The sequence below is a fragment of the uncultured Sphaerotilus sp. genome (assembly GCF_963924895.1).
In the GTDB taxonomy this organism is placed as follows: Bacteria; Pseudomonadota; Gammaproteobacteria; order Burkholderiales; family Burkholderiaceae_C; genus Sphaerotilus.
In genome coordinates this window covers 50927-70323 of record NZ_CAWURG010000010.1, presented here as the reverse complement: position 1 = coordinate 70323, position 19397 = coordinate 50927, and the positions used below count along the sequence as shown (strand labels likewise).

General features: G+C 68.6%; 11 protein-coding genes. 5 read left to right on the top strand and 6 right to left on the bottom strand.

Translation table 11 applies throughout. The features are described 5' to 3' along the window. Positions 1-122: 122 nt before the first annotated feature. The 5 genes from AABN02_RS03845 to asd all read left to right on the top strand — a co-directional run bounded on the left by AABN02_RS03845 (position 123) and on the right by asd (position 7384). Complete coding sequence (locus tag AABN02_RS03845; RefSeq protein ID WP_338413595.1) at positions 123-734, top strand: DUF2760 domain-containing protein; 612 nt, start codon at positions 123-125, stop codon at positions 732-734. Beyond that, complete coding sequence (locus AABN02_RS03840; protein WP_338413594.1) at positions 731-2608, top strand: Hsp70 family protein; 1878 nt, start codon at positions 731-733, stop codon at positions 2606-2608. Before AABN02_RS03845 ends, AABN02_RS03840 begins: the two co-directional genes overlap by 4 nt. Positions 2609-2618: 10 nt before the next feature. Further along, positions 2619-5504 carry an Hsp70 family protein gene (locus AABN02_RS03835; RefSeq protein WP_338413593.1) on the top strand — a complete coding sequence of 962 codons (2886 nt, stop codon included), beginning with the start codon at positions 2619-2621 and terminating at the stop codon, positions 5502-5504. 145 nt (positions 5505-5649) lie between these two features. Further along, on the top strand, positions 5650-6357 hold the full coding sequence (locus AABN02_RS03830; RefSeq protein WP_338413592.1) for a hypothetical protein: 708 nt from the start codon (positions 5650-5652) through the stop codon (positions 6355-6357). 160 nt (positions 6358-6517) lie between these two features. Then, complete coding sequence (asd, locus tag AABN02_RS03825; RefSeq protein WP_338413591.1) at positions 6518-7384, top strand: archaetidylserine decarboxylase; 867 nt, start codon at positions 6518-6520, stop codon at positions 7382-7384. 3 nt (positions 7385-7387) lie between these two features. On the opposite strand, the gene AABN02_RS03820 is transcribed toward asd, so the two are convergent. The 6 genes from AABN02_RS03820 to AABN02_RS03795 all read right to left on the bottom strand — a co-directional run bounded on the left by AABN02_RS03820 (position 7388) and on the right by AABN02_RS03795 (position 19344). Then, positions 7388-9610 (bottom strand): helicase-related protein, encoded by a 2223-nt coding sequence (locus AABN02_RS03820; RefSeq protein WP_338413590.1) that lies wholly within the window; start codon positions 9608-9610, stop codon positions 7388-7390. A gap of 84 nt (positions 9611-9694) precedes the next feature. Next, positions 9695-11020, bottom strand: coding sequence for a capsular biosynthesis protein (locus AABN02_RS03815; protein ID WP_338413589.1), 1326 nt, complete (start codon positions 11018-11020; stop codon positions 9695-9697). A gap of 138 nt (positions 11021-11158) precedes the next feature. Continuing rightward, positions 11159-13261 carry a capsular polysaccharide biosynthesis protein gene (locus AABN02_RS03810; protein WP_338413588.1) on the bottom strand — a complete coding sequence of 701 codons (2103 nt, stop codon included), beginning with the start codon at positions 13259-13261 and terminating at the stop codon, positions 11159-11161. Between the two features lie 69 nt (positions 13262-13330). Next, on the bottom strand, positions 13331-14788 hold the full coding sequence (locus tag AABN02_RS03805) for a glycosyltransferase family 2 protein (protein ID WP_338413587.1): 1458 nt from the start codon (positions 14786-14788) through the stop codon (positions 13331-13333). Positions 14789-14842: 54 nt separating this feature from the next. Beyond that, positions 14843-16951: a glycosyltransferase gene (locus AABN02_RS03800; protein ID WP_338413586.1), complete on the bottom strand. Its 2109-nt coding sequence runs from the start codon at positions 16949-16951 to the stop codon at positions 14843-14845. A gap of 77 nt (positions 16952-17028) precedes the next feature. Beyond that, entirely contained in the window at positions 17029-19344 is a 2316-nt protein-coding gene (locus tag AABN02_RS03795; protein WP_338413585.1) for an FkbM family methyltransferase, read from the bottom strand. Positions 19345-19397 lie beyond the last annotated feature (53 nt).

Genomic DNA, 19397 nt, shown 5'->3' with positions numbered 1-19397 from the left:
GTCCACAGGTTCCTCGTCGATAGAATCTGCCGGTTGTCTTTCCGGTCAGGGCAGCGTCGTGCGCCTCGTCGCCGTCTGCTGCCGACCGGTCCTGCTGTTCTTCACGAGCGACGAGTGTCCCGATGCCGAGTCCCCACCGTACTACCAGCCCGCCGCCGTCCTTCCTGCGCCGCCTGTCGATGGCGTTCAGCGTGCTGTTCAGCGGCGAGCTGGCGCAGCGTTACCTCGCGGCCGACGAACCCGTGGTGGCTGCACCCGAGCCGGTCGCGCCACCTGCACCGGCCCCCGTGGCCCCACCGCCGCCGCCACCGCCGCCGCCGCCGCCTCCTCCGCAGATCATCACGCTGAAAGAAGCCACGCCCGACGCCGCGCTGCAGCTGCTCGGCTTGCTCCAGCGCGAGGCCCGCCTGATCGACTTCGTGCAGGAAGACCTGACCGGCCACGCCGACGCCGATGTCGGTGCCGCTGCCCGACTGGTGCACGAAGGTTGCCGCAAGGTGCTGAAGGCCCACTTCACGCTCGCCCCGGTGCGCACCGAAGAAGAAGGCCGCCGCATCACGCTGCCCGCCGGCTTCGACGCCAGCGCCGTGCGTCTGACCGGCAACGTCGTCGGCCAGGCCCCGTTCACCGGCACGCTCAGCCACCGCGGCTGGCGCGTCACCGAGGTGCGGCTGCCGCAGCGCGCCGAACACCACGACGCGGCCATCGTCGCGCAGGCGGAGGTGGAGCTGTGAGCGCCGATCTGTCGAACAACGCCCCCCGCTACAGCCTCGGCATCGACCTGGGCACCACCCACTGCGCGCTGGCCTGGGTCGATCTGGCCGCCACAGACGCCCGCGACGGCGACCAGACCGTCCACGGCGTGCTGTCGGTGCCGCAGGTGACCGCGCCCGGCACGGTCGAGTCGCGTGACCTGCTGCCGTCCTTCCTCTACCTGCCACACGCCGACGAACTCGCCGCGGGCGACCTGAGCCTGCCGTGGGGCGAGGAGCAGGGCGGCTCGGTCGGCACGATGGCCCGCCAGCGCGGCGCGACGACGCCGATCCGCCTCGTCTCCAGCGCCAAGAGCTGGCTGTGCCACCCCGGTGTGGACCGCCGCGGCCCGATCCTGCCCGCCGACGCGCCGGCCGAGATCGCCCGTGTCTCGCCTCTGGAGGCCTCGCGGCGCTATCTGGCGCACCTGCGCGAGGCCTGGAACCACGCCCATCCCGAGGCGCCGTTCAACGCGCAGACCGTCACCGTGACGATCCCCGCGTCGTTCGATCCTGCCGCCCGCGAGCTGACCGCCGAGGCTGCCCGCGAGGCCGGCTACGGTGCGGTGACGCTGCTGGAAGAGCCGCAATCGGCGCTCTACAGCTGGATCCAGACCAGCCAGGGCGCCTGGCGCAAGGCGGTGAAGCCGGGCGACGTGATCCTGGTGATCGACGTCGGCGGCGGCACGAGCGACTTCTCGCTGATGGCGGTGCTGGAGCGCGAGGGCAACCTCGAACTCACCCGCGTCGCGGTCGGCGACCACATCCTGCTCGGCGGCGACAACATGGACCTGGCGCTGGCGCACACCGTCGCGCGCAAGCTCGCCGCGGAGGGCAAGTCGCTCGACGCCTGGCAGATGCGCGCCCTGACGCTGGCCTGCCGCGCCGCCAAGGAAGTGCTGCTGTCGGACCCGGACGCGCCCGCGCAGCCGCTGGTCGTGCCCAGCCGTGGCTCCAAGCTCATCGGCGGCACGATTCGCACCGAGCTGACCCGCGCCGAGGTCAGCGCCATCATCCTCGAAGGCTTCTTCCCGCAGGTGCCCGCCTCGGCCCGCCCGGTGCAGAAGCCGCGCATCGGCCTGACGCAGCTCGGCCTGCCCTATGCGCAGGACGCCGCGATCAGCCGCCACCTCGCCGCCTTCCTCGCCCGGCAGGTCGGCGCGCTGGCCGAGCTGGACGGCCTCGCGGCACGGCAGCCCGAAGACGCCAGCTTCCTGCACCCGACCGCGGTGCTGTTCAACGGCGGCGTCTTCCGCGCCGGTCCGCTCGCGCAGCGCACGCTGGACACGCTCAACGCCTGGCTCGCCGAGGACGGCGCTCCGGCAGCGCGGCAGCTCGACGGCGCCGACCTCGATCTGGCGGTGGCACGGGGTGCGGCGTATTACGGCCATGTGCGCAGTGGCCGCGGCGTGCGCATCCGGGGTGGCACGGCGCAGGCGTATTACGTCGCGGTCGAGTCGTCGATGCCCGCGGTACCGGGCTTCGAGGCGCCGATGCAGGCGCTGTGCGTCGCGCCCTTCGGCATGGAGGAGGGCAGCGATGTCGCGATCGACGCGCAGCCGTTCGGGCTGGTCGTGGGGGCGCCGGTGCAGTTCCGCTTCATGGGCTCGTCGGTGCGCCGGCAGGACGTGGCTGGCACGCTGCTCGACTTCTGGTCGCCGGACGAGCTGCACGACGTCGGCGACATCCAGGCCACGCTGCCCGCCCAGGGCCGCACGCCGGGCGAGGTCGTCGCCGTGACCCTGCACGCGGGGGTCACCGAAGCCGGCACGCTCGAACTCGCCGCCGTCCCCGTCGGCGGCACCGAGCGCTGGAAGGTCGAGTTCGACATGCGCGGCCAGTCCACGGCTGCTTGATGTCGAGGTGATGGCAGTTTCCGGGCCGTTCCTCGTCGGCATCGACCTCGGCACCACCCACACCGTGGTCGCCAGCGCCCGCGCGGGCGGCGCCGAGATCACGCTGTTCGAGATCCCCCAGTGGACGGGCCCGGGCGAGTGGTTCGCCCGCCCGCTGCTGCCGTCGGTCCGCTTCCATCCGCTCGACGAGGCGCCCTTCGTCGGCCACCACGCCCGCCAGATGGGGGCGCAGGTGCCCGGCCGCCTCGTCAGCAGCGCCAAGAGCTGGCTCTCGCACCCCAGCGCCGACCGTCTGGCGTCCATCCTGCCCTGGGGCGCGGACGACAGCGTCGCCAAGGTCTCGCCGGTCGAGGCCAGCGCGTCCTACCTCGCCCACGTCCGCACCGCCTGGGACCACGCCCATCCCGACGCCCCGCTCGACAAACAGACCGTCGTGCTCACCGTACCTGCGTCCTTCGACGAGGCGGCGCGGGCGCTGACGCTGCAGGCCGCGCGGCTGGCCGGGTTGCCGACGTTGACGCTGGTGGAGGAACCGCAGGCCGCCTTCCAGGACTGGCTCTTCCGCCACCGCGAGACGCTGGCCACGGCGCTGGACGGCGTTCGGCGCGTGCTGGTGTGTGACGTGGGCGGCGGGACGACCGACTTCTCGCTGATCGACGTCGGCGCGCCGGACCAGCCGGGCGGCCTGCCGACGTTGCGCCGCAGCGCCGTCGGCCAGCACCTGATGCTCGGCGGCGACAACATGGACCTGGCGCTGGCGCACCTCGTCGAGCGGCGGCTGGCCGAGGCGGCGGGCGGCACGGCGGCGCCACTGTCGAGTGCGCGGCTGTCGCAGCTCATCGCCCGCTGCCGCGTCGCCAAGGAGCAGTTGCTCGCCGCGGACGCGCCGGAGCGCGTGACGGTGACGCTGCTCGGCGGCGGCTCGCGGCTGATCGGCAAAGCGCAGTCGGTGGACCTGTCACGCGACGAGGTGCAGGCGCTGCTGGTCGATGGTTTCTTTCCGCGGGTCGGGCGGCACGAGACGGCGCGGCGCGCGCGCGGCGGGCTGGTCGAGTTCGGCCTGCCGTACGCGAGCGACGCGGCCATCACGCGCCAGCTCGCCAGCTTCCTGCAGCAGCACCTGGCGCCGGACGCCGCGCTGCCGGACACGGTGCTGCTCAACGGCGGCGTGTTCCGCGCCGACGCGCTGGCCGAGCGGCTGCTGCAGACGCTTGCCGACTGGCGTGGTGGCGTGGCGCCGCGGCTGCTGCACAACGACGACCCGGACGTGGCGGTCGCCCGCGGCGCGGTGGCGCACGCGCTGGCGCGGCAGGGCAGGGCGCCGCGCATCGGCGGCGGGGCGGCGCGCAGCGTGTTCCTGCTGCTCGATCCCGCCCGCCCCACCTCCCGTCATCCCCGCGAAAGCGGGGACCCACTCGGCGAGAGGACGGTGGCAGGCGTGGGTCCTCGCATTCGCGAGGATGACGGGGGTGGGGCGGGTGCTGATGCAGCGGCAGCGGTGCGGGCGGTCTGCCTGCTGCCCCGCGGCAGCGAGCCGGGCCGTACGCTGGCGCTGGCCGAGCGCACCTTCGCGCTGCGCCTGGGCCAGCCCGTGCGCTTCCACCTCGCGACCTCGACCACCGACACCGGCGCGCCCCCCGCCGCTGGCGCGGTCTGCACGCTCGCCGCCGACACGCTGCACACCCTGCCGCCCATCGCCACCGTCATCCCTCCGACCGCCGCCACCGCGGGCCGCCGCGACCTGCCCGTCCGGCTGGAGGCCACGCTCGCCGAGGTCGGCACGCTCGACGTGCGCTGCGTCAGCGTCGACGACCCGGCGCAGCATTGGCAGCTCGAATTCCAGCTCCGCCCCGCCGCTGGTGCGGCCGGCGATGCGCCCGTCCTCGCCTCGGTGCAGACGGACGCGCAGATCGCCCCGCGCCTGCCCGAGGCGATCGCGCTGCTCGACCGCGTCTTCGGCGCCAAGACGCACAAGCTCGCGCCCAAGGACATCAAGGGCCTGCGCGTGCAGATCGACCACCTGCTCGGCCACCGCGACCGCTGGTCCCGCCCGCTGGCGCGCCGGCTGTTCGACGTGCTGTGGCAGCGCGCCCGCGGTCGCCGACGTTCGGCCGACCACGAGCGGCTGTGGCTCAACCTGGCCGGCTGGTGCCTGCGCCCCGGCTTCGGCGATCCGCTGGACGCGTGGCGGGTGGAGCAGGTCTGGACGATCTTCGACGCCGGCGCCGAACACCGCAGCGATCCACAGGTCGCCGCGCAGTGGTGGACGCTGTGGCGGCGCGTGGCGGGCGGTCTGCCCGAGGCGGCGCAACTGCGGCTGCTCGACGACTTCGGCTACAACCTGCAGGCCGCGGAACACCCCGGTGCGCCGCTGCCCCCGAAGCCGCCCGGCCTCGTCAAGGGCGGCCACGACGACATGGTCCGCCTGGGTGCCGCGCTGGAGCGCATCCCGCCCGAGCACAAGGCCGAGGTCGGCGACTGGCTGCTGCAACCTTTCACCCCGGACGCCGCGGCCATCGCCCACGCCACGCCCGAGCGCGACGAGCTGCGCCTGTGGGCGGTCGGCCGACTCGGGGCGCGCCAGCCCTTCCACGGCAGCGCGCACGGCGTGGTGTCGGCGGAGGTCGCGGCGCGCTGGATCGACACGCTGCTCGCGCTCGACTGGAAACGCCGCCGCATGGCCGCCTTCGCCAGCGCGCAACTCGCCCGCATGACCGGCGACCGCGTGCGCGACCTCGATCCCGACCGCCGCACGCAGGTGCTGGCGCGGCTGGCCGCCTGCGGCGCGGCACCGAGCTGGTCGGCGATGGTGCGCGAGGTGGTGCAGCTCGATGCGGCGGACGAGCAGGCGCTGTTCGGGGAGTCGCTGCCGGTGGGGCTGGTGCTGGTCGAATAACCGGCGTGCTGCCTGCGTAAAGCTTGAAAAACGTCTCTCGCGCGCAAGCGAAATCGTGAGTTGGTGTATGCTGGCGCCCGTTTTGAGGTGGCATCCTGCATTTTTGATGTCGTATAACGGAACCTGTTTTCTATAGAGCTATTTCATGACGATGCTGAGTGTTGATTCTATATTTGGAGCGTTAGCTACTTTGGTGGTATCGATAATTTTTTTCTGGTATCTGTGGAGCAGGAAAACGCAGGGTAATGCAACGGAAATCCAGAAGCTTACTGAGGAGATACGTGATCTGGAAAAAATGCTACACGTCAAGGAGCGAGAGTTTCTAGATGAAAGAAATCAGATCGAAATCGCAAAATCTGATGCCGTCCGGGCTTCTAAGCAAGTCGGGTTCGAGGAAGGCCGGCTCTTGGGACAGGCGGAAAAACAGCGAGACCATTTGACTGAACTGACGAATCTCCGCGAAGAGTTGAGTAAGCATCACATGATGCAAATTGAAGGTGTGGCGGCGGATGCTCGCGCCAAACTTCGGGCAGAATATGAGTTGCAGACGAAGATATTTACTGTGAAGATTTGTCCATACGTAAAAATTACGGAAGACAAGAGTTTGTTCAATAAAAAACATGAATTTGTCAGTGGGTATCAATATCAACTCTTGGTAAATGGGATACCGGCGTTCAGTCCTCATTTGGTGCCTGAGAGAACAGAAATAAAGTCGGAAATAAATCCTGCGCTGGAACAAATGGTGGTCGGGTTGGCAGAAAAGGCAGCGGAGGCGGCTATTAACATGTACTTGGGTGGCAACATCAAGCTAGTACAACGCGCTCCAGCCGTAATCGACAGAGGCACTAAATAGTTGTCTCCTCTCGGCGGGCTACATTCGACTTGACTCCGCCCTGCATTACCACTGCGGGCTGCCCCGCCCGCACCGACGGCCTGAGCGGCGAAGCCACGTAATTTCAAGCCCCAAGCCGTCGTTACAATGGCTCGCCCTCACGCCAGCCCCCTCCCGCGCCATGTCCGACCGTCTTGCCGTCCTGCCCCAGTACCTCCTCCCCAAGCAGGCCCTGACCACGTTCGCCGGCTGGGTGGCACGCAAGGAGCGCGGCGCCGTCACGACCGGCATCATTCGCCGCTTCGTGCGCCGCTACAACGTCAACATGGCCGAGGCGCTGAACCCGGACATCGCCAGCTACAAGAGCTTCAACGACTTCTTCACCCGCGCGCTGAAACCCGGCGCCCGCCCGCTGGCGAAGGCCGAGCTGATCTGCCCGGTGGACGGCGCGATCAGCCAGGTCGGCCGCATCGAGCGGGACCAGGTCTTCCAGGCCAAGGGCCACCGCTACTCGACGACCACGCTGGTCGGCGGCGACGCGCAACTGGCCAGGCAGTTCGACGACGGCCTCTTCGCCACGCTCTACCTCAGCCCGCGCGACTACCACCGCATCCACATGCCCTGCGACGGCCGCCTGCTGCGCATGATCCACGTGCCCGGCGAGCTGTTCTCGGTCAACCCGACGACGGCGCGCGGCGTGCCGGGTCTGTTCGCGCGCAACGAGCGGGTGGTGTGCGTGTTCGAGGGGCCGCGCGGGCCGTTCGTGCTGGTGCTGGTCGGTGCCACCATCGTCGGCAGCATGGCCACCGTCTGGCACGGGCTGGTGAACCCGCCGCGGCCCGGCCACCTGCGCGACTGGACCTATGCCGACCAGGACATCCGCCTGAAGCAGGGCGAGGAGATGGGGCGCTTCCTGCTCGGCTCGACCGTGGTGATGCTGTTCCCGAAGGACGCGCCGGGCGCCGGGGCGGCGCTGGCGTTCAATCCGGCGTGGCAGCCGGCCGGGCCGATCCGCCTCGGCGAGGCGATGGCCGACCGGCCGCGCTGAGCCTCATCCGCGGCGTCCGCCGCGGGCCTGCCACAGCGGCTTCTTGGCCTTGAGCTGGCGCTCGATGCCGTCGTTCAGCCGCGCGCGCAGGTCCACCACCTCGTCCACCTGGCCGTAGATGCCGGGGAAACGCAGGTCCAGCCAGAGCCACAGCGTGCAGGTGCGCAGCGTCTGCTCCATGCGTTCCAGGCGGCTGTGCTCGTCCACATCGTTCAGGAACCACGCGGCGCCGGCCTGACCGGACTTGGCGTGGTGCCCCGCCCATTCCAGGAACTGCTTGACCTGCGCATCGGTGCGCGTGTCCACCGGCGCCTGCGCATAGACGAAGCGCTGGCGCAGCGGCAGGTTGCCGGCGACCAGATCGAGCTGCGCGGCGAGGTCGAGCATCTGGTCGAGTTCTGCCACGGCGAAGTGGGCGTTGTCGAGCTGGAGCTGTTCGACAAAGATCCCCAGCACGTCACGCAGCCGGTTCTTGCCCAGCCGGCTGGCGATGGTGTCGATGTGCCACCAGTTCGGCGCGACCGGCGCCTTGAAGTCGCGCGGCGCCTTGGGCACCTTGGGCAGCAGCGCCTTGAGCGTGCGCAGCGCCGTCGGCTCGGCTTCCTTCAGCACGCCGCAGAAGCCTTCCTCGTGGATGCCGAAGCGTCCGGCGCGGCCGGCGATCTGGTGGACCTCAGACTCGGTCAGTGGCCGGTCGCCCTGGCCGTCGAACTTGGTCATGGTGCTGAACAGCACACGCCGCACCGGCAGGTTCAGGCCCATGCCGATCGCGTCAGTGGCGACCAGCACATGCGACTCGCCCGTGGCAAAGCGCTCGGCCTCGCGGCGGCGCACCTCCGGCGGCAAGGCGCCGTAGATCACCGAGACGATCTGGCCATTGGCTGCCGCCTGGTCACGCAGCATCAGCACATCGCGGCGGCTGAACGCGACGACCGCGTCGCCCTTCTTGAGCGAACTGAGCGACACCGGTGCGGGCAGCAGTTCGACATGCTGCTTGCGCTCGAAACGCTGCACGGTGCATTCCTCGCCACACAGGCCGAGCAGGTTGCGCAGGGCTTCCACCGCGTAGTCCGAGCAGATGATCAGCAGTTCCTCGGCCGGCACCGCGACGATGGCCTGGGTCCACGCCCAGCCGCGGCTGTGGTCGAAGATCATCTGCGCCTCGTCGATCACCGCCACCTCGATGGGCTTGTTGGTGTCGACCATCTCGATGGTGCTGGAGACGACGCGGGCGCCGTCGGCGGGCACACTTTCCTCGCCGGTGCGCAGCGAACAGGGCACGCCACGCGCGGCCAGCCGGTCGCGGCCTTCCAGTGCGAGCAGGCGCAGCGGCGCCAGGTAGGCGCCGGCCTTGGCCTTGGCGAGGCGCTCGAAGGCCTGCCAGGTCTTGCCGCTGTTGGGCGGACCGACGAACAGCGTCACCTTGCGCTGCAGGCGGCGGGCCTGCGGGAAGCTGTCGGGGTAGCCTTGGAAAGCCAGCTCGCTGCTCAGGCCCTCCATGGTGTCCTGTTCATTGACGCGGTGTTCCCAGCGGTCCTGCGCCCGGGTGCAGGCGGCCATCAGGCTGTCGAGCGGCTGCGCGGTCGCGCACTCGGACTGCAGCGCGGGCAGCAGCGAGCCGATCTGCCACAGGTTCAGCTCGGCGCTGCGGTTGACCAGCCGCTCCAGGTGGGCGGCGAGCGCTTCAGCGTGCGGGTAGTCGGGCAGGGTGCTCAGCGCCTTGATCAGCGCCGGCTTGTCTCCGGTGCGGAAGAAGTCCCACACGGCCTGGGCCGGCACGGGCTGGTGGTGCGTCACCGTCAGGCGCCAGCCTTGCGCGTGGAGCTGCACGCCCTGGCGCGCTTCGCGCTGCCATTCGTCGCCGCGCCGGGCCACGCCTTGCGCGTCGAGTGTCGTCGCGCGTTCCAGCATCAGCGCCCGCACGCTCTGGCCCGAGCCGACCACGTTCAGGTGCTGCAGCGCTTCCGTCATCAGCGCCGGGTCGATCCAGCGGCTGGGCCGCTGGCCGGGCACCGCCTTCTGCAGCAGGATCAGGCCGAGGCCGTCCAGATGCGCATCCGCCTCGGCGCTCTGCTCCATCTGGTAGTCGATCGGTTGCACGACCTGGGGCAGCAGATAGGCCGCCAGACGGATCCGGTCAACCTGTTCCGGCGTGAGATGGGGCGGGATGCGGCTGGCGTGGCGGGGCTGGGGCAGGGGGCGGGGAGCTGTTGTTGTAGCGGACATCGGGGGCGGCGCTGGGCCTGGGTTCAATCGTCAAAAGAGCCCGAACTCTACAGCGTCGGCGCGGACCCGATCGGTCCGGGCGTTTCAGGCGTCCGCCACGTCGTGGATCCGTCGCGGCGTCAGCTCCGCGGGCAGTTCGGACCGCTTGGTCTGGCGGAAGGCCTGGTGCGGGTCCGCCGGGCGGGCCTGGAGCGCTGGAGATTCGGCGTAGAAGCTCGCGTTGAGCTGGGTATGGGCGATCAGGTGGTGACGGAACCGCAGGTAGAGCACCTTGTCCACCTCGCCCGGGTTCTGCCAGAACGCGGCGAGCGGGCCGCTGTAGACCAGCCCCGGCATGCTGTAGACCGACTCGCCCAGCGTGATCACCGGCGCGCCGTGGTGCAGCGCCTGCAGACCGACCGTGCTGTTGATGGTGATGACGCCGCGGGTGTGGTCCAGCAGGGTCGGCAGGTGCTGGTCATGCAGGTAGACGACACGGTGGTGGATGTTCAGCCGGCGCGCTTCATGGCGGATGTGGCGCCGGTAGTCGCTGTAGGCCCGGTCCATCGGGTGGTGCTTGATGACCAGGCCGACCCCTTCGGGTGCATGCGCGGCGAACGAGGTCATCACGTCGCTGATGAAGGCCTCGATGCTGGGAAAGCGCGAGTGGTGCGTGACCTGGCTGTCGGACTGCACCTGCAGCGGCACCAGGAACCAGCGCTTGCTCAGGTGTGCGCTGCACAGGCGTTCTTCCAGACCCTGTTCACGGACCCGGTAGCGCAGGTGGCGCAGGAAGCTGCGCGCCCAGCGCAGCGGCTCGACCACCGGGTTGAGCGACCGGTGGTGGCGCTGGTGTGGGTACCAGGGCCGCATCACCACCGCGGCGATGCCGTAGGCGGCGGCGATCAGCGCGGTGCTGCGGATGTTCTGGGTGGTGGGCAGCGGAGGCGGATGGCGCGGCTGGGTCTGCTCGGCGTAGAAGCTCGCCGAGCGCGGCAACCGGGAGAGTGCATTGACACCCCGCCGCTCGACGGTGATGTAGTTGGGCCGCAGATAGCCTTCCTCGAACACGAAGACCCCGACCCCCATGGCCTGTGCCACCTCGCGGGCCACACAGTGGATCGGGCGCATCTGCCCGAAGAGCACCACCGCGTCGATGCGCTGGCGTTTCATCAGCTCGCGCAGCCAGTCGGCGAGTGCTTCAGGACGGCCGGTGTAGCGCAGCGCACCGTCGTGGCGCCAGAAGAGCTGGTCCCCGCCGTTGAAATGCACCTTGGTCACGTGCTGGCCCTGCTGGGTCAGCAGCCCGGCCAGATCGCTGAAGAACCAACCCATCGGCCCTTGCAGGATCAGCGTGTGGCGCCGTTCGACGAGTGCGCGGAAGGCGGTGGGCCACGGTGGCAGGCTGGCATTCTCGGCGGCAGTCGGCATGGTGGTCGTGTGTGTCTTCAGCGTGTGCGTGGGTAGCCGGAAGGCTTCTGGCTTGGCGTTGATTGCACCGTACCGGCGGGTTCCTGAAATGGGCGAATAGCGCGAGCGCGGCCGGGCATATCGGCGTTCAACCGGGCTTCAGCGCCGGCGCATTTGGGCGAGGGCATGCAGCACCTGGCGCTTCAGCAGACGCCATGTGCGCGAGGCCAGCGAGGCCGCGGGCGTGCCCAGCCGCTGCCATTCGCGCAGCTCCACCAGCGCCTGCTCGGGCGTGGTGTAGGCGCCGGAGTGGCGGCTGAGGTAGGTCGGATAGAGGATCAGCGTCGCCGCCACCAGCTCGTCCAGCTGCAGCTGCAGTGCACGTTTGCGGCGCTGGCGGGCGGGATGGTCGGCTGGCGCGCGGTCTTCGGTCAGGCCCCAGCCGGCGTAGAAGGGCATGCCCCAGGTGGTGACCGGGCAATCGCGCAGCAGCGCTTCAAAGCCGGTCAGCGAGGTCAGCGTGTGCACCGCATCGACGCTGGCCAGCAGCGTGTGCATGGGCACGTCGGTGACGATCTCGTCGCAGTACGGGCGCAGGCGCTCGCACTCGGCCTGCCAGGAGTGGCCGGTCTGGCGCAGGCCGGCGACGACGTCCGGGTGCGGCTTGTAGACCAGCCACGCCTCCGGCTCCGCCGCGCGGACGGCGCGCAGCAGCTCGGCGTTGGTGCGGATGTCGGCCGAGCCCCACTGGATCGAGGCGTCACTCTCCACCTGGCCCGGCACCAGCACGACGTGCAGCGCCGAGGCCGGTCGTTGCCACGCGCCGCCACCAACGTTGTACTTGGTCAGGCCGGCGTTGACGATGGCGGTGCGCAGCGCGCGGGCCCGCTCGCGCAAGGCGTCGTCGAAGTCGTGCTGGCGCAGCAGGTGTTCGAGGCGGCTCGGGCGGGTGGCGTCGAAGTAGATGCCCAGGTCGTCGACGACCCAGGACACCGGGCGCGTCAGATCAGCGCCCAGCCCGACCGAGCGCAGGAAACCGTCCTCGATGCGCAGCACCGGGCCGGTGGCCAGCGGCGGCGCCGGACGGCGGCCCCAGACCGCGACCGCGGTGCCCGGATCGACCTGCCGCTCGCGGCGCAGGAAGGCGATGTCCGCGCTGCCCTGCAGGAAGGCGCGGGCGATGGGGCGTTTCCAGCGCGAGAAGCCCAGCACCTGCACCGGAGACGGGCAGGTGGCGCGTTGCCGCCGCTGCAAGGCGAGATGCGCCAGCAGGCGCTCGGGCTCGCACAGGCGGCCGGTTTCGGGATCGAGGCAGCGCGGATAGGCGATCAGCGCCGCATGGGTGAGCGCGGCAATGCTCGGGCTGGCGGCGCGGCGCCGGGACGGGGCGCTCAGGTGGTCGGCGGTGAGGCCCCAGCCGGCGTAGAAGGGAAGGCCGAAGCAGCGCACGGAGCGGCCGTGCAGCAGCGCCTCGAAGCCCATCTGCGAGCTGACCACGTAGACGGCCCGGCAGACGTCGAACAGCGCGGGCGGATGGATGGCGTCGGCGATCAGCGTGACGCGCGCGGCTTCACCCGGCGTGAGGTGGGCGAAGTGGCCCTGCTTGCGGCCGGCGATGACGTCCGGGTGCACCTTGAGCCAGATCGGTGCGTCCGGGTGTTCGTCGAGCGCGGCCTGCAGCATCCACTCGAAGTGCGTGGCGCTGGCGCCGGCACCGGTGATCGAGGCGTCGCCCGCGGTCTGGTCGACCACGAGCACCGGCGGGTCGGTGGCCGCCTGGCGCAGCAGCGCGTCGGGCAGGCCGTCGTGGGCGTGGTTGTACTTGGAGACCCGCGCCTCGACCCAGGCAGCGCGCAGGAGGGCGCCGCGGTCGAGCTGTGCCGCGCCGAGCTGGCTGGCGATCAGCGTTTCCAGCCGTGAGGGCTGCGAGGCGTCGTAGTAGATGCCCTGGTCGTCGAGCACGATCGAGAGCGGCGGGCAGCGGTGGCCGAGGTCGGTGGAGCGCAGGAAGCCGTCTTCGGCGCGGAGCAGGGGCAGGCCGTGGCGCTGTGCGTATTGTTCGGCGGTGCGGGCGCTGGGTTTGTGGCCCCAGGCGAGGACGGCAGCCGTGGACCGAGCCGATGCACCCTGCGTCAATGTCCAGTCGGGCAGCAGTGCGGGCAGGGTCTCGACCTGCCGGAGCCCTCGGGTCAGCAGCGCCAGGCAGGGGCGGGAGGCGTCTTGGGCGACGCGGGCTGGGGGGAGGTGCCTTTCTAGCAACATGCGGCCGATTGTTCGAGAACCCGCCCCTGGGCAAGGCCCCGAAAAGGCACCGGTATTGGCCCGACCGGATCAGACCATCGACGCGAGGCAATCTTCAAGCGGCTGTCGTGTGCCCGTCACCTCGGGTGGCGCGGCAAACGGGCGCTGTATGCCCTGCTGCAAGGCCCGCAGCGACGGCATTTCTGGCGTGCGGCCGGCGTGCAGGGTGGTGATGTGCCAGCGCGTCCAGGCTTCCCAGTACGCTTGCCGGCTTGGCGAGACACCGGCCAGGCTGTAGCCGGTGCTGGAGGCGGTCATCAGCGAATTCGCGCGATGCGCCCCGAACGTCAGGGGCAGAGGCACCCCCTGTACCGCACGCGGACCGAACACCAGCCGAAGTCGGGCGAGAAACTCGCTGTCGGCACCGGTGCGAACGGCATCCCACAGGCCAGTCAGACGCTCCACCTCCCGCCGACGGAACAGCGGGGAGGCCGGGTTGAGCCGCGTCAGCGGGTGCACGGCGCGGGCGTGGCAGCGGCCGTCATCGGACAGGCGGACCCATTTCGAGGTGGTCGCCACGAGACGCGGGTTGTCCAGCAGGGGCCGCATCTGCCGGGCCAGTTTCTGGGGATGGGCCCAGTCATCCGAGTCCTGGCAGGTGACGAATTCGCCGCTAGCATGGGCCAGCCCGATCGTCTTGGCCACATAGGTGCCCACGTTGCAGGGCAGGCGCAGGCAGCGCACCCGGGCATCCCGCTCTGCCAGGGCATGGACCCGTTCGACGGTGCCGTCGGTGCTGGCATCGTCCACCACCACGATCTCCAGATTCCGCCAGGTCTGGGCCAGCAGGCTCTCGATGGCTGCGCCGACGCGGTCCTGGGTCTCGTGGGTGGTCATGAGCACGCTGACGCGCGGTCCTTCCACCGGCGCAAGTTGCTCGGCAGAGGCCAGGTTCAGGGTACCCGGAGGCTGGCTCGCGTCACGCAAGGCCAAGGACGACAGGGACGACTGGCCGAGACTGGCATTCAGGTGGTCGAGCAGCTGGGAGGGTGAGCGGCCGAACGCGTTGGCGGCCAGCAGGTGCCACTCGGAGCCGGCGTGGCCCGCGTCCCGCGCTGCGCGCAGCTGGCGTCCCGCCTCCTCGTGTTCGCCCAGGCGCAGCAGCAAGGCACAACGGAGTGTCCAGGGAGCCTTTGAATGGCCAGCGAGCGTGAGCGCCAGATCAGGAAGGAAGGGCGCGAGGGCTTCCGCCAGCACCGCCTCGTACGCGCCGGTGGCCTGTCGTCTGCGCAGCAGGGCCACCAGGTTTCGGGCCTCGTCTGCTCGTCCCAGGGTGGCCATCGAGATCGCCATCGCCATGCCGCCCTGCCAGTGGCGACCGTCCCAGGCTGCATCGGCCACGAGGGTGTGCAGGCCCAGCTTGTGCGCGGCCCAGAGTTCGGCGCCTGTTCGCGGCCACGACTGCGGCGGCAGGCACGCCAGTGCCTTGGCGAAGCGTGCATTCGCGTGGTGCCTGAGGAAGCCGATGCGGGACAGCAGCAGACTCAACGAGGGACTCCGGGAGACCGGTGGACCGGGCAGTCGTTCGGCATGCGCAGCATGTCAGCCAGCCTGTGTCTGCGCGTCCATGAACTGGTACTTCCTGCAGGTATCGCTCTGCGTGTCGAGCGGCATATAGGTCTTGGACCGGACATTCTGGCGCGCCAGGGACTTGTTCACGACGGCGTAGTGGTTGATTTTCTGGACGCCGAGTTTCTTGATCGATGTGTTCTCGCCATGCAGTACCCGGTTGTAGGCAATCTTGTTGACATGCTTGAACGGGCCGACTTCACTCAGCTTGAGATACATGTCGTAGTCGACCGCATTGGTGATGCTTTCGTCGAAACCCTCCGTCAATTGCCACGCGCGCATGGTGAACATGCGGAAATGGTGGGCAATCATGGCGGTCGTGAGTTTTTCTCGCGAGAATTCCGGCCAGTTGTAGCCGTTGTTGATCAGCTCGCCGTCGGGTCTGACATTGCGGTTCGTGGTGTAGACACAGGCCAGCGACTTGTCGGAGAGAAACTGTTCGAGGCAAATGGCGATCGCATCTGGCTCCAGGTAATCATCCGAATCCAGCTGGCCGATGTAGTAGCCGCGCGCCATCCTGACCGCACCATTGGAGGCCGAACCGATGCCGCCGTTCTCCTTGCTCGCGATGCGGACGCGGGGGTGCTGCCCATAGTGCTGCTGCAGCACCGCGCGCGTGTTGTCGGTGGATCCGTCATCGCAGATGCAGACTTCCAGATCCACGACGGTCTGGTTGAGTGCGCTGTCGACACACCGGACGATGTGCTGCGCGCAGTTGTAGGCCGGGATGTAGACCGATACCAGCGGAACGGTGTGGATGCGCGCCGATTCGATGGGGGCCGGCTTGCGGTAGAAGTAGGGCACCTTCTCCCGGACGATGTTGATCGTGACCTTCTTGCCTTCGGCACGATCGGTTTCGTTTTCCTTGCCGGGCGGCTCCTGGTGAAAGGCCATGGCGCCGTCCAGCGACTTGAAGAAGCACCCCTGGCGGTACAGGCGATAGCCGAACTCGTTGTCCTCACCACCCCAGTGGGTGAATTCCTCGTCGAACCAGCCGGCCCGGTCCAGCCACTTCCGGGCGAACGCGACATTGCCGCCGCTGAAATAGCGGAACGGCGTGTCGCACAGGCGCAGGTTGTCGCTCTGCCGAAAGTGATCGACGCGCCAGTCGACCGTGACGGCGTTGTCGGTCTTGCCCGCGACCGTGTTGTTGGACATCACCTCGGGCAGGCTTTCGAGCAGAGCCGGATTGGCCAGAAAGGCGCTGACTTCGTGGACGCTGGTATCGACGTACTTGCGCGGGCCGATCAGGGCCACGTCATCGTCGTCGACCAATTGGTCCATGCAGGCTTGCACCCACCCGGGATTGGGTGCCATGTCGCAGTCGAGGATGGAGACGAAGGGGAAGCGCCCGGTTCTCAGTCCGAGATTGCGGACTGCGCAGAGCTGGTAGCCGTAGTCCTTCTGGCGGACGTACTTGATGTCCAGCGTTGCTTCGAACTGCCGCACCACCTCGACGATGTTTTCCTGGCTGCCGTCGTCGGCGACGATCACTTCGAAGGGGTAGGTGCTCTTCTGGTTCACGAGGCAAGCTAGCGTGACACCGAGAATGCGGCTGCGGTTGAAGGTGGGGATGACGATGCTCAGGCCGTCCTGTTCCGTCCGTGCGGGTGATGCAGTGCGGGAATCCTTCCGCCGTCGGTTCCAGACGTAGTCATTGGTGCTGTCCGGCAGCGGGGCGAGTTGAAGCCCCTCAGGCCAGTCGGCGGGCACCGGTTTGACGGACTTGGTCTCCACGCTCTCCGACCTGCGGCTGGTTGCTTGCTTGAAGCGTGCCAGCAAGGTCTTGCGTTCCTGTTCGCCGAGCGTGGTTTGTCCGGCGTTGGCGATCATGAGCCGGGTCGCAGCGTCGAGTGCGGCTGGAGTGGATGCAGCCTGAACGGTGGGAGCGTGCACAGCCTTGGCTGCCGCGGGAGGCGTCCAACCCTCCCTGGCGAGCGCCTTGCGACACATCTGGATGTTCACCTCGACGATTTCCGCCCCGTAACGCTCTCCGGCCTTGCGGAACAGCGTCAGGGCTTCTTCGAAGTTCCTGTTCCGGTAGTGGTTGATGGCGTGGTGGAGAACTGCGGACTCGCTCATGATCAGCTTTCGGTGGTCACCGGGGTGAATTGGCGTGGAGTTGGGGACCTGCAGCTGCAGATGATCCGGATGGATGCTCAGGTCGGTGCAGGCGTGAGAGGCTGGGACTGGGTCGATTTCAGCCGATGGATTTCTTCCTGCAATGCCTGAACCCGAAGGGTGAGTTTCGAGGGGTTGGCGCGCGCGAAGCGCTCGCTCATGTAGGCCATATTGCAGCGCCGCAGCAGCGGAGAGTCCTCCGTCCATTCGTTCATCTGCTCGTAGATGCGAAAGGCGCGGTAGCCCTTGTCCTGGAGGAACCGGTCGATGCTGGCGAAATAGGTTTGCTGCGTGCCCAGGCTGTTGAAGCCGACTTCGATGTAAAGCATGTCGATGCGCTGGGATTCGAGCAGTTGTGTGGCGCCGACCAGCACGTCCAGCTCCTTGCCTTCGACATCGATTTTCAGCAGATTGATCTTCTGGTCGGTGAACAGGCGCGCCTGCTCGTCCAGCGAGACGCTGCGGGCGGTGAAGGTATTGCTGACCTGTGGCGATCCAGGCTCCGGCTCGACGACCCGGGTCATCGACTGCGCGGCATTGAAATGCAGCGTTTCCGGTCTGGCGCCGACCGCGAGGTGGTACGCGTGCAGGGTCGGGAGTCGGCAGGATTCCAGCTTCGAGGTGAGCGTCTGGTAGCTGGAAGGGTTGGGTTCGTAGAGGTGGGCCTCCCGAATCCGGAGCAGCTTGGACCCCGTCAGCTTCAGGAACACATCGCCCACATAGGCCCCGACGTCTACATAGGTGATCGACCGTTCGGTGAAGAAAGGCGAAATGTCCCGGATCAGATCGTCGATGTCGGCATCGCCTCTGGAGCGGCCTGCGGCTTGCTGGGCTTGGGCGCGCACGTCCGTGAGCAGCTTTTCCGCGGCAGCACGGGCTTGGCTCTGTTTCTCGAACTGGGTGGTCAGCTCCTGCTGGCGCTGTACCGCCGATGTCTGCTGCTGTTCGGCCTTTTTGCGCGCCTGTTCGAGACGGGCGATCTCGTCGGTGTGTGCCCGGACGGTGGCTGCGGTCTCGGTCGCTGCTTGCGTAGCGGTCTGACGCAGGTCGGCGATGGTCTGGAGGTGGTCAGCGGCCAGCTGGTCAGCCGCAGCCTTTTCCTTGGCGAGGCGGGCGATCTCGTCGGTGTGCGCCCGGACGATGGATGCGGTCTCGGTCGCTGCTTGCTTGGCGGTCTGGCGCAACTCGGCGACGGTCTGGAGGTGGTCAGCGGCCAGTTGGTCAGCCGCAGCCTTTTCCTTGTTGAGGCGGGCGATCTCGTCGGCATGCGCCCGTGTGACGGTGGCGGTTTCGGCGGCCACTTGCGCAGCGGTCTGACGCAACTCGGCGATGGTGCGGAAGCGGTCGGCGGCGAGCGTTTCCGCCAGGTCCTTTGCCTTGCCCAGGCGGGCAATCTCCTCGGCGCTGGCTTGGTCGCGGGCAGCGGCGTCGGTCGCAGCCTGGGTGGTGGCCAGCAGCAGCTGGTCGAGCAGATCCTGGCGCTCGCGTACCTGTGCGTTTGTGGCTTCCAGCGTCTGAGTGACCTGAACGAGCTGCGTCGCTTGCTGGGAGAGCCGCTGGCTGGACGCCGCCTCGGACTGCTGCACCACGTCTTTCAGCCGGGCGATCTGGGTCCGGGCAGCTTCTGCGTCGCAACTGCTGGCAGTGCGGGCCGCCTCCAGCGTTTCCGCCAATTGCTGGTTGCGCTGTGTCGCTGCAGACAGCTGGCTGGCCAGTGCGCGAAGGCTCGCCTGCGTGTCCCGGACGAACAGGGTGTGACCGATGGCAGGGTGGCGCCCGGTCTCCGTGCCTAGCGGCAGGAAGCCGCGTTCCTCCAGCCACGCCTGAAGTGGAAGTTGCCCTGCGGGACCTTCGGCCAGCGCGTCGGTACCGACCAGGGCGCGCGCAGCAATGACGTCGATGCCTGGCAGGTGGTCCGTTGCGCCCTGAAGCAGCGACAGCGCGGGCAGGCAGTCCACCATCAACCAGTTCGGCGCGCGGTCGCTGTCCCGCATCAGCGCATCCAGTGTGGTCGCACGGTGGGTGCGGGTGAGCCGCGTGGTGAGACGGGGCCAGATCGGCTGCAGGGATTCAGGCTCGACCAACCCGCTTTCCATGGCCAGACTGGCATGGTGGTAGCTGACGTTGGTGGCCTCCGCAGCAACGACCTGCTGCACCAGTTGCCAGTCGCGCTGGTCGGTCACCCGGACTTGCAGATGCCGGAACTGGCGCTCGTCGGCCTCGACGAGAGTGACGTTGCTGGCGTCCCATTGCATCAGGCGATTCACCCAGGCGCTGGAGCCATCGCCAGCGCCGATCAGCATGACCCCGCGGGGCGGATGGAGCTTGTGCAGGAGGTCCAGCCAGAGGGACATTCGAGGATTGCTAGGCATGGCGTGTGCTGGGGGAAAGGTCAGGGCGTCGTGAG